Origin of the sequence: Frankia sp. R43 (assembly GCF_001306465.1) — a bacterium.
GTDB lineage: Bacteria > Actinomycetota > Actinomycetes > Frankiales > Frankiaceae > Parafrankia > Parafrankia irregularis.
Window position 1 is genome coordinate 1 of the sequence record NZ_LFCW01000002.1, and the last position, 11,619, is coordinate 11,619.

Here is an 11,619-nt window from a genome sequence, read left to right on the forward strand (position 1 = left end):
CGGTCCTCAAGAACTGGCACATATTCGACCGTTTCCGCGGCTGCCCACGCCGCGTCGGCATCTTCGCCCAGGCCGTCCTCGTCCTCTCCAGTGAGGGCCTTTAGGAAAATCGACTTTGAAAAGGCTCAATGTGGTGATCGCGCCGCGCAAACTAGCGAGGAAGAGGCTCCTCGGTCCAGCCGAGCTGCATCACTCCGATCGCCGGGCATTGTCCCCACAAGACACAGCCTTTGATCGGATGAATGCCCTGTGTCGCATGCGCAGGACGCTTTCGGACCTTGGCGGCCCCACCGTACCGGCCGACGGACACCAAGAGCGCCCCGACCTGCACCGAGTGGCGTTTCCGCAGGTCAACGACCTACCGGAGTGGAGTAACCCTGGCGGCGAGAGTGGCGGCGGCCACGGCCCGATCGCTCGCGGAGGTGATCGGACGACCGATCACCAGAAGGTCCGAACCGTCCGCGAGCGCCCGTTCCGGGGTTGCGACACGTGCCTGGTCGGCCTGCTCCGAGCCCTCCGGACGGACCCCAGGTGTGATGAGAGTCACAGTTTCGCCGAGCTCTCCGCGGACCAAGGAGGCCTCTTTCGGGCTGCAGACGAGAGCCCTCGCGCCGGCCTCCACGGCAAGCACGGCGAGTCTGCGAACGGCGTCCGAGGGCGGTCCCGACAGGCCGATGGAGGCGAGCGCGGCGGCATCCAGAGAGGTGAGAACCGTGACCGCGGTCACGTGGACCTCGGGCGCCGCCTCGACCGCGGCCCTGATCATCGCGGCCCCTCCGGCCGCGTGCACCGTCACGAACCGAGGCGCCAGGACGGCCAGCGAACGCATCCCGCCGGCGACCGTCGCCGGGATGTCGTGCAGCTTCAGATCGAGGAAGAGCTCCGGTGCGGATCCGGCCGGCCCGGCCGGATCGGCCGGACTCGACAGTGCGGAGTGGTCACCCTCCGTCAGGGATCCGAGGGTGTGGCCCGCCCCGGCAGACCCCACCGAACCCGCCTGAACCAGCAGACCTTCGTCACGCAGCGCATTCACCACCGCGCCACCCTCCCGAAGGAAGAGCTCCAGGCCGATCTTCAGGACGGCGCAGTGTGGCGCGACCGCGCGAGCCCAGTCCAGCGCGGTGGCCCCGTCCGGGGCGTCCAGCGCGACCGCGATCGGCGGCCGGCCGGCCGGTGGCACCCACAACCGGCCCGACCATGAATGGCTCTGTGACGTCACCGGTCGGCCCCCTGTCATCCATCCACCACCCATCCGAGCCAGCGCCGGTCCGGCCCGGCACCCATCCGAGCCGGTGCCCGCACGGGCGGCACCCGTGCGGGCACCGCCGTCACTTCTCCCAGGCCGCCCGCAGCGCGGCGTGGTAGTCCTGCAGCGGTCGCACCCCGAGCTCACCCCGAACGAGGGACTCGATACCCTGCACGCACGCGGCAGCCGCCTGGATGGTCGTGATGCAGGGAACCCCGGCGCTGACGCAGGCGGTGCGGATCTCGTAGCCGTCCAGCCGCGGTCCGACACCCCAGGGTGTGTTGATGACCAGATCGATCTGGCCAGAGGTGATCATTTCAACGCAGTCGATGAGGTCCTCGCTGGGAGCCCGATGCTTGCCCAGGACCACGGCCTTGACCCCGTTGCGTCGCAGCACGTCCGCCGTCCCGGCTGTCGCGTAGACGACGAAACCGAGATCCGCCAGCCGCTTGATCGGGAAGATCATCGCCCGCTTGTCGCGGTTCGCCACCGAGACGAACACCCGTCCGAAGGTCGGCAGCGACGCGTACGCGGCGGCCTGCGACTTGGCGTAGGCCGTCCCGAAGCCGTCATCGATGCCCATCACCTCACCGGTGGAACGCATCTCCGGGCCGAGCACGGTGTCCACTCCGTGGCCTCCCGCGTCGCGGAAGCGACCGAAGGGCAGCACGGCCTCCTTGACGGAGATGTGCGAGTCCAGCGGCAGTGTCGCGCCGTCACCATGCGCCGGCAGCAGGCCCTCGGCCCGCAGCTCGGGCACCGTCGCGCCGAGCATCACCCGGGCCGCGGCCTTGGCCAGCGGGACCGCCGTCGCCTTGGAGACGAACGGCACGGTCCGCGAGGCCCGCGGGTTGGCCTCCAGGACGTACAGGACGTCGGACTGCAGGGCGTACTGCACGTTGAGCAGCCCGCGCACGCCGACGCCCTCGGCGATCAGCCGGGTCGACTCGCGGATCCGGTCGAGCTCCGAACGCCCGAGGGTGATCGGGGGCAGCGCGCAGGCGGAGTCACCGGAGTGCACCCCGGCCTCCTCGATGTGCTCCATCACTCCGGCGAGGTACAGCTCGGAGCCGTCGTAGAGCGCGTCGACGTCGATCTCGATCGCGTCGTCGAGGAAGCGGTCGACCAGCACCGGGTGCTCGGGCGAGATCTGCGTCGCCCGCTCGATGTAGTCGCGCAGCATGGCGTCGTCGTAGACGATCTCCATCCCGCGCCCGCCCAGCACGTAGGACGGCCGTACCAGCACCGGGTAACCGATCCGGTCGGCGACGGTTCGTGCCTCCGCGTACGAGGTGGCCACGCCGTGCGGCGGCGAGGGCAGGTTCGCCTTGTCGAGCACCTGGCCGAACTGGCCGCGGTCCTCGGCGAGGTGGATGGCCTTCGGCGGAGTGCCGGCGATCGGCACGCCCGCGTCGGCCAGCGCGGCGGCGATGCCGAGCGGGGTCTGGCCGCCCAGCGAAACGACCACTCCGGCCAGCGGGCCCGCCTGCGACTCGGCGTGGATGACCTCCAGCACGTCCTCGACGGTCAGCGGCTCGACGTAGAGGCGGTCGGCGGTGTCGTAGTCGGTGGAGACCGTCTCCGGGTTGCAGTTGACCATCACCGCCTCGTAGCCGGCCTCGGACAGCGCCATCACCGCGTGGCAGCAGGCGTAGTCGAACTCGATGCCCTGGCCGATGCGGTTGGGCCCGCTGCCGAGCACGATCACCCGCGGGCGGTCGCTGGGCGCGACCTCGGTCTCCTCGTCATACGACGAGTAGTGATAAGGCGTCTCGGACGCGAACTCGGCGGCACAGGTGTCGACCGTCTTGTAGACGGGACGGATCCCGGCCCGATGCCGGAACGACCGGACCACGTCCTCCTTGGTGCCCAGCAGGGCCGCGAGCTGGGCGTCGGAGAAGCCGGCCCGCTTCGCCCGGCGGATCCCCTCCGGGTCACGGGTCAGCGACGCGGCGATCTCGTTGAGGTAGACGATCTGGTCGACGAACCAGGGGTCGATGCCGGTCTGCGCGGTCACCTCGGCCGGCTCGGCACCGGCGAGCAGCGCCTGCTGCACGCAGCGCAGCCGCCCGTCGTGCGGGACACGTGCCTCGGCGAGCAGGTCCTCGACGGACTCGGTCGGCGTGGTGAAGCTGAACGCGAGGCCGGGCTGCTCCATCGACCGCAGCGCCTTCTGCAGCGCCTCGGCGAAGCTGCGGCCGACCCCCATCGCCTCGCCGACGGACTTCATCGTCGTGGTCAGCGTCGTGTCCGCCCCCGGGAACTTCTCGAAGGCGAACCGCGGCACCTTCACGACCACGTAGTCGAGAGTCGGCTCGAAGGCGGCCGGGGTCGTGCGCGTGATGTCGTTGGGGATCTCGTCGAGGGTGTAGCCGAGCGCCAGCTTCGCCGAGATCTTGGCGATCGGGAAGCCCGTCGCCTTCGACGCCAGCGCGGAGGAGCGGGACACCCGGGGGTTCATCTCGATCACGACCTGGCGGCCGGTGGCCGGGTCGACCGCGAACTGGATGTTGCACCCGCCCGCGTCCACCCCGACCGCGCGCATGACCGCGATCGACATGTCGCGCATGCGCTGGTACTCGCGGTCGGTCAGGGTCAGTGCCGGCGCCACCGTCACCGAGTCGCCGGTGTGCACGCCCATCGGGTCGATGTTCTCGATCGAGCAGACGACGACCACGTTGTCGGCGCGGTCACGCATGAGCTCGAGCTCGAACTCCTTCCAGCCGAGCACGGACTCCTCGACGAGCACCTCGGTGGACGGGCTCGCCGCCAGGCCGAAGGCGGCCATCCGGCGCAGTTCCTCGACATCGTGCGCGAAGCCGCTGCCGGCGCCGCCGAGGGTGTAGCTCGGACGGATCACGACGGGGTAGGAGAACTCGTCCGCGGCGGCGAGGCACTCCTCGACCGTGGTGCAGATCGCGCTGCGGGCGGTCTCACCGTCCACCGAGGCGACGATGTCCTTGAACGCCTGCCGGTCCTCTCCGGAGCGGATGGCGTCGATGTTGGCGCCGATCAGGAGCACCCCGTACTGCTCCAGCACCCCGGCGTCGTGCAGGGCGACCGCGGTGTTGAGCGCGGTCTGGCCGCCCATCGTCGCCAGGATCGCGTCGGGGCGCTCCCGTTCGATGATCTTCGTGACGATCTCGGTGGTGATCGGCTCGATGTAGGTCGCGTCGGCGATCTCCGGGTCAGTCATGATCGTCGCCGGGTTGCTGTTGACCAGGATCACCCGCAGGCCCTCGGCCCGCAGCACCCGACAGGCCTGGGTGCCGGAATAGTCGAACTCGCACGCCTGGCCGATGACGATCGGCCCGGAGCCGATCACCAGCACGGACCTCAGGTCCTCGCGCCTGGGCATCAGGCTTCTCCCCGCTTCCGCCTGCCGGCAGCCATGAGGCCGCAGAACCGGTCGAACAGTCCGTGGGCGTCGTGCGGGCCAGGCGCCGCCTCCGGATGGAACTGGACGCTGAATGCCGGTACGTCCAGGCAGGTCAGACCCTCGACCACGTCATCGTTGAGGGCCACATGACTCACCGCCACGCGCCCGTAGGGCGTGTCGGTGGTCCCCGTGAGCGGTGCGCGCACCGCGAAGCCGTGGTTGTGGCTGGTCACGGCGATCCGGCCGGTCCGGGTGTCGGCGACCGGCTGGTTGACGCCCCGGTGGCCGTAGGTCAGCTTGTACGTCTCGAACCCCAGCGCCCGGGCGAGCACCTGGTTGCCGAAGCAGATCCCGAAGACCGGGACGCCCGCGTCGAGCACGCCGGTGAGCGTCTCGACCGCGTAGTCGGCACTGGCCGGGTCACCGGGCCCGTTCGAGAGGAAGACGCCGTCGGGCGAGAGCGCCAGCAGCTCCTGGGCGGTGCTGCGGGCCGGCAGGACGTGCACCTCGCAGCCCAGTGCGGCCATGGAGACGGGCGTGTTGCGCTTGATGCCCAGGTCGAGGGCCGCGATCCGGAAGACCGGCAGGCCCGACCGCGCCTCGACGACATACGGAGTGGTGGTGCTGACCTCCGGTGCGAGGTCGGCACCCACCATCTCGGGCGAGGCCTGGACCCGTTCCAGCAGCGAGTCGAGATCGGTGTCGGTGCTGCTGATCCCGCAGCGCATCGCGCCCCGCTCGCGCAGGTGGCGGGTGAGCGCCCGGGTGTCGATCCCGCTGATCCCGACCACGCCGGCGTTCTCGAGCTCCTCGTCGAGGGTGCGCTGCGCCCGCCAGTTCGACGCGAGCCGGCTCGGGTCGCGCACCACGAAGCCCGCGACCTGGATGCGCTCGGACTCGTAGTCCAGGTCGTTCACACCGGTGTTGCCGATGTGCGGCGCCGTCATGATGACGATCTGCCGGTGATATGACGGATCGGTGATCGTCTCCTGGTATCCGGTCATTCCGGTGGAGAAGACCGCCTCACCGAACGCCTCGCCGACCGACCCGAAGGCCTCCCCGGCGAAGCTCCGGCCGTCCTCCAGCATGAGCACCGCCTGCCGGCCCGTTCCCGGCCGCCCGCCGTCCGGCGGGGCAGGCTGCCTGTCGAAGCCGCTCACCGGCTCACCTCTGCCCTGTTCCTGCCACTCGTGCCGGTGATGTCGCTTGTCACCCGTCTGGTGGTCATCGTCGTTACTCCCATCCCGGCACCCGCTCGCCCGTCGGCGACGACGGCGGCGGGGGTACAGCGAACGCGTCGCGATCCGGGTCAGGGGACCAGCCCGCGGCCGGAGCGCCGGCCCACGGCTGGCGCGCGGCATCGGCGGGCTGACCGCCGTGATAGCCGGCCGCACCCGGCCCGGAATACTGCCCCGGCCGCTCCCGCTCGGGAAGGCGCCCCACCTCGTAGGCACCGGTGTCGTAGCCGCGGGTACCGGGCGGCACGGCGCTGTGGCCGGCCGTTCCATAGGCACCCGTGTCAAACCCGCCCTGGTCGAACCCGGCGGTGTCGTAGCCGGCGGTGTGGTAACCGCCCGTGTCGTACCCCTGCGTCTCATACGCGCCCGTGCTGTGCGCGCCCGTCGCAAACCCGTGCGCGCCCGTCGCATGCCCGCCGGCCACCGGGACGCCCCCCGTCTGCGCACCTGCGGGGTAGCCCCCGGTCGGATAGCCCCCGGTGGCCGGATAGCCACCTGTGGGGTATCCGCCTGTGCCGGGCACCGCCGTCTCCTGGGTGCCGCCGCCGGCGAGCGAACCGCCGTAGGAGACCACGCCGTGGGCCCCCGTACGCCGGATGCCGGTGGTGTGGGCCTCCACCTCGTGCGATCCCGTGTGGGCCGCGCTGGTCGGAACGGGTCCCGTCGAGACCGGACGGGTCGGGACGGGACCGGTCGGCATGGGACCGGTCGGCATGGGACCGGTCGGGACGGGCGACGTGCTGGTCGGCCCGCCCAGGTGGGGTGTCCCCACCGGATGGCCGGCCGTGCCGTTCGCGGGCAGCCTCGGCTGGTTCCCCGGCAGCGGATTCCCACTCCGCCGGCGGGGCTGGCGACCGATCACCGGAATCGGCATCGTGGCGGGACCGGGACCGGGACCGGGACCGGGAACGCGGCGGCCGGCCGCACCGGCACCAGCCGCCTCGGGACTCACCGCCCCGGGAGTGGGCGTCGGACGCGGCGTCGTGACGCGCGGCCTCAACCTGGCCCGAACCCGCGGCACCGCATGCGGCGAGGTGATGTCCCCGGGCAGTGGCGCCGTCGGCATCGGCCCGATCAGGTCGTGGACGGATCGCACGACCCGGGGCTGGCGCGCCCTGTCCTCGCCGCGGAACCCGGTCTCCAGCTCCCGGCCGTCAAAGGACCAGGCGACGACCACGAGCCGGCTCGGCGCGGCGACCTTCCCCGCATGCCCACGCTCGAGCCGGGCGCCACGCACGGCCTCGCGGGGAATCCAGAAGGCATGGCCGTCGCGGTCGACCCGGACGCCCTGCTCGTAGACGGCGATGTAGTCGCCGTCGTGCCCGGCGAGCCCGCGGGCCGCGATCCACTCCCGCCAGTGCCCCGCGTCGACGGTGCCGAGATACCTTCCGCGCAGCGGCGCGGCCAGCACGTTCCCGGTCTGCTCCGGCGGTTCGGGCAGGTCCGGCAGGTCCTCCTCCTGCTCCTGCGCCCGGCCGCTCCAGGCCCGTCGCATCGCGCCGACGAAGGCCACCGCGAGCAGCAGCAACCCGAAGGCGAGCAGGAGGTGCAGGGCCGCGCCACTCGGTCTGCCGACCGCGACGACCGGCCCGGCCAGGGCGAATGGCGCCATCCCCAAGGCGGGGGCTCCGCGGGACGTCAAGCTCATACGATCTTCCCGTCGAGCACGGTGGGACGGCCCCGGAGGAAGGTCGCGCGGATCACCCCGGGGAGCGTGCGGCCACGGTACGGAGTGTTCGTGCTCCGGCTGGCGAAGGCAGCAGGGTCGATCACCCGCTGCGCCTGCGGATCGAGCAGTGTGAGCGTCGCGGACGTACCCACCTGCGCGAACTGCGCGACGTCCAGCACGGTGTCGGCCACCCCGCCGATCCGCGCGGGCGCGGCTGCCATGCGGTCGGCCACATCGGACCAGTCGAGATGCCCGGTCGTGACCATCGTCTCGATCACCACCGACAGCGCCGTCTCGAGCCCGAGCATCCCCGGCCGAGCGGCGGCCCACTCGGTTTCCTTGTCCTCTGGTGCATGCGGGGCGTGATCAGTTGCCACACAGTCGATCGTGCCGTCCGCCAGCCCGGCTCGCAGTGCCTCTGTGTCGGCTTTGGTGCGCAACGGCGGATTGACCTTGTACACCGGGTCGTACGAAGCCACCAGATCTTCGGTGAGCAACAGGTGGTGCGGGGTCACCTCGGCGGTGACCCGCCACCCCTTCGCCTTCGCCCACCGGATGATCTCGACCGAGCCGGCCGTGGAGACGTGACAGACGTGCAGACGCGAGTCGACATGGCCGGCGAGCAGCGCGTCACGCGCGATGATCGCCTCCTCGGCGACCGCGGGCCAGCCGGGCAGGCCGAGGCAGGCGGCCATCGCGCCCTCGTTCATCTGCGCCCCGGCGGTGAGCCGAGGCTCCTCCGCGTGCTGCGCGACCACGCCGTCGAACGCCTTGACGTACTCCAGCGCGCGGCGCATGAGCAGCGCGTCGGACACGCAGTGCCCGTCGTCGGAGAACATCCGCACCGCAGCCGCGGACGTCGCCATGGCTCCCAGCTCGGCGAGCTGGGAGCCGGCGAGCCCCTTGGTCACGGCACCGACCGGACGCACCTCGCAGTGCCCGGCGTCCTGGCCGAGCCGCCACACCTGCTCCACCACTCCGGCGGTGTCCGCGACCGGGTCGGTGTTCGCCATCGCGAACACCGCCGTGTAACCACCCAGCGCCGCGGCCCGGGTGCCCGACTCGACGGTCTCGGCATCCTCGCGCCCAGGCTCGCGCAGATGTGTGTGCAGGTCGACGAACCCGGGCAGTGCGATGAGGCCCGCGCCGTCGACGATCAGCGGGCCGCGCCGGGTTCCGCCGGCCGCACCGTCGGCGGCGTCCGCGACGACGCTGGTGTGCTCACCGCCGCCGGGCGGCGTGACCGCGGCGATCCGCCCGCCCGCGATCACCAGGTCTCGGGGGTCGCCCCCCAGGGGACTGACGCCACGCAGCACGATCACCGATGTCATGTGGTCTCCCGGTCGGTGCCGCCACCCAGCAGCAGATAGAGGACGGCCATCCGGACGCTCACCCCGTTGGCGACCTGGTCGACCACCGTCGACCGCGGTGAGTCCGCCACGGAGGAGGCGATCTCCATGCCCCGGACCATCGGCCCGGGATGCATCACCAGCGCGTGCTCCGGCATGAGCGCGGCACGGTCCGCGTCGAGGCCGTAACGCCGGCTGTACTCCCGCTCGCTGGGGAAGAACGCCGCGGACATCCGTTCCCGTTGCACGCGCAACATCATCACGACGTCGGTCTTGGGCAGCACCGCGTCGAGGTCGTAGGAGACCCCGACCGGCCACCCGTCGATGCCCAGCGGGAGCAGGGTCGGCGGCGCGACCACGGTGACCTGCGCACCCAGCGTCGTCAGCAGCCAGATGTTCGACCGCGCGACCCGGGAGTGCAGGACGTCCCCGACAATCGTGACGGCGAGCCCGTCCAGCCGGCCGAGCCGGCGGCGGATCGTGAAGGCGTCGAGCAGGGCCTGGGTCGGATGCTCATGCGTCCCATCCCCCGCGTTCACCACGCTGCCGTGCACCCAGGATGCGAGCCGGTGCGGCGCGCCACTGGCCGAATGGCGACAGACCACCGCATCCGCCCCCATGGCCTCCAGGGTCTGCGCCGTGTCCTTCAGGCTCTCGCCCTTCGACACGCTTGACCCTCGCGCCGAAAAATTGATCACATCGGCCGAGAGTCTCTTGGCGGCGACTTCGAAGGAGGTGCGGGTGCGGGTGGAATCCTCGAAGAAGAGGTTGACGACGGTCCGGCCGCGAAGTGTCGGCAGCTTGCGGACCGGCGCGTCGGCGACCCGCGCCATCCGGTCCGCCGTGTCGAGCACGAGCAGCGCGTCGTCCAGCAGCAGGTCAGCGGTGGAGAGCAGGTGGCGTTTCACACCCACCGCCGAGGTCCGCTGCGGCGCCTGCTCGCGGGCGCGGTCACAGCGCGTCCGCGGAGACGATGAGCACGGCGTCCGCGCCGTCGACCTCACGCAGCCGAACGGCGACCGACTCGCGTCGCGAGGTGGGCATGTTCTTCCCCACGTAGTCAGCTCGGATCGGGAGCTCGCGGTGGCCTCGATCGACCAGCACGGCGAGCTGGACCGCACGCGGCCGGCCATAGGCCGAGAGCGCGTCGAGCGCGGCCCGGACGGTGCGGCCCGAGTACAGGACGTCATCGACGAGAACGACGACCATTCCGTCCACTCCGCATTCCGGGATCTCGGTCACCTCGAGCGGGCGAACCCCGCGCAGCCGCAGGTCGTCCCGGTACATCGTCGGGTCGAGCGAACCGACCGGCAGATTCACGCCTTCGACCGCGGCCACTCTGCGCGCCAGCCGCTGCGCAAGCGGAACACCACGGGTCGGGATGCCGAGCAGGAGCACACCGTCACCGCCCGAGGTCTTCTCCAGTACCTGGTGCGCCATCCGGCTCACAACCCGGTTCATATCGGCGGCGGAGAGCACAGTACGGCTCAATCCAGGCCGGTCGGCACGCCCGCGCGGCCCGGCCACGGCGTCATCGTCGCTGGTCCGGCCCACCACGTCCACCGCGCCGTCGGAGTCCTCAGCAGGTGGGCGCGAGGTGGCCCCGGGCATGTTTCCGGGTGTGTTACGGGCAGGATCGCCTTGCGCGGCCGCAGCCACGAGGTGTCCCTCCTTCCCCGCCTCACTGGACGGTCCTTAAAGGAGCGGTCTCCGCGACCGTACCAGCCAGGTCAGGAGCTGCGTAGCCGGTCAGTGCGGCATGGGGGGCGGCGGCGGGGAACACGTCGTCCTCACACGGACGGGTCCCGCACACGACTTCACAAACCTCGGCGAGCCGTTGCCGAGAGTGACGTGAATCACGATGCTCCGTATACCGAGGACTTCAATCGTCACTACACGTCACCGTAGGCAGACGACGAGCACAGATCCTCACCGTAGCCGGGAAGTGCCGACAGCGCTAATGCCGGCCGCAACCGGAAGGCTACAGAAAGTGGTACAAAGAAAGAGGCGACACGACCCCCCGGGTGTCGAGTCTCAACCCGGCGGGCACTACTATCGGTAACCGCCGGCGGCAAGAGCCCTCGGTTCCAACTGATCGACCACGACAGGAGTGGGCACTTCGATGTCCGACTATGCGAAGGCGCTCGGTGCTCGGCTGCGCGCGATACGCACCCAGCAGGGGCTCTCGCTCCATGGCGTCGAGGAGAAGTCGCACGGTCGGTGGAAGGCCGTCGTGGTGGGCTCCTACGAGCGGGGGGACCGCGCGGTAACCGTCCAGCGGCTCTCTGAGCTGGCCGAGTTCTACGGCGTTCCGGTCGGCGAGCTTCTCCCCGAGGGCTCGACCGTGGCGCCGCTGGAGCAGTCGCCGCGCATCGTCCTCGACCTGGAGCGTCTCGCGCAGGTTCCCAAGGAGCAGGGCGGTCCGCTGGCCCGGTACGCGGCCACGATCCAGAGCCAGCGCGGCGACTACAACGGGCGCGTGCTCTCTATCCGTTACGAGGACCTGCGCTCCCTCGCGGTGATCTACGACACCTCGCCGAGCAAGCTCACCGAGCAGCTCGTGTCGTGGGGCGTGCTTTCACCCGAGCAGGGCAGCGAGCCGGCCGCGTCCGACGCCTAGGTCCAGGTCCGGCACCTGACCGGGCGCACCAGAACGTCGCACCGCCAGAACATCGCACGACTCGCACGAGGGGCAGCTGGTTCCGGGGGGTACCGGCCGCTCAGCATTGAAACAGCAG

At 71.0% G+C, this 11,619-nt stretch carries 8 protein-coding genes; 1 reads left to right on the top strand and 7 read right to left on the bottom strand.

Annotation, left to right across the window (positions count from 1 at the left end; all coding sequences use genetic code 11):
* Positions 1-358: 358 nt before the first annotated feature.
* The 7 genes from pyrF to pyrR form a co-directional block, all read right to left on the bottom strand.
* Positions 359-1,237, bottom strand: a complete 879-nt coding sequence (gene pyrF / locus ACG83_RS07670; protein WP_054565514.1) for an orotidine-5'-phosphate decarboxylase — start codon at positions 1,235-1,237, stop codon at positions 359-361.
* 91 nt (positions 1,238-1,328) lie between these two features.
* Entirely contained in the window at positions 1,329-4,604 is a 3,276-nt protein-coding gene (gene carB / locus ACG83_RS07675) for a carbamoyl-phosphate synthase large subunit (protein WP_054565515.1), read from the bottom strand.
* On the bottom strand, positions 4,604-5,785 hold the full coding sequence (carA, locus tag ACG83_RS07680; RefSeq protein WP_198955710.1) for a glutamine-hydrolyzing carbamoyl-phosphate synthase small subunit: 1,182 nt from the start codon (positions 5,783-5,785) through the stop codon (positions 4,604-4,606). The genes carB and carA overlap by 1 nt, the downstream gene beginning before the upstream one ends.
* Before the next feature lie 73 nt (positions 5,786-5,858).
* Complete coding sequence (locus ACG83_RS07685; RefSeq protein ID WP_054565516.1) at positions 5,859-7,511, bottom strand: hypothetical protein; 1,653 nt, start codon at positions 7,509-7,511, stop codon at positions 5,859-5,861.
* Complete coding sequence (locus tag ACG83_RS07690; protein WP_054565517.1) at positions 7,508-8,863, bottom strand: dihydroorotase; 1,356 nt, start codon at positions 8,861-8,863, stop codon at positions 7,508-7,510. The genes ACG83_RS07685 and ACG83_RS07690 overlap by 4 nt, the downstream gene beginning before the upstream one ends.
* Positions 8,860-9,789 carry an aspartate carbamoyltransferase catalytic subunit gene (locus ACG83_RS07695; RefSeq protein WP_054566465.1) on the bottom strand — a complete coding sequence of 310 codons (930 nt, stop codon included), beginning with the start codon at positions 9,787-9,789 and terminating at the stop codon, positions 8,860-8,862. The genes ACG83_RS07690 and ACG83_RS07695 overlap by 4 nt, the downstream gene beginning before the upstream one ends.
* 43 nt (positions 9,790-9,832) lie before the next feature.
* Positions 9,833-10,540 (bottom strand): bifunctional pyr operon transcriptional regulator/uracil phosphoribosyltransferase PyrR, encoded by a 708-nt coding sequence (pyrR, locus tag ACG83_RS07700; protein ID WP_083473084.1) that lies wholly within the window; start codon positions 10,538-10,540, stop codon positions 9,833-9,835.
* Between the two features lie 463 nt (positions 10,541-11,003).
* Here pyrR and ACG83_RS07705 point away from each other — a divergent pair, with 463 nt between their 5' ends.
* Positions 11,004-11,501 carry a transcriptional regulator gene (locus ACG83_RS07705; protein WP_006540108.1) on the top strand — a complete coding sequence of 166 codons (498 nt, stop codon included), beginning with the start codon at positions 11,004-11,006 and terminating at the stop codon, positions 11,499-11,501.
* Positions 11,502-11,619 lie beyond the last annotated feature (118 nt).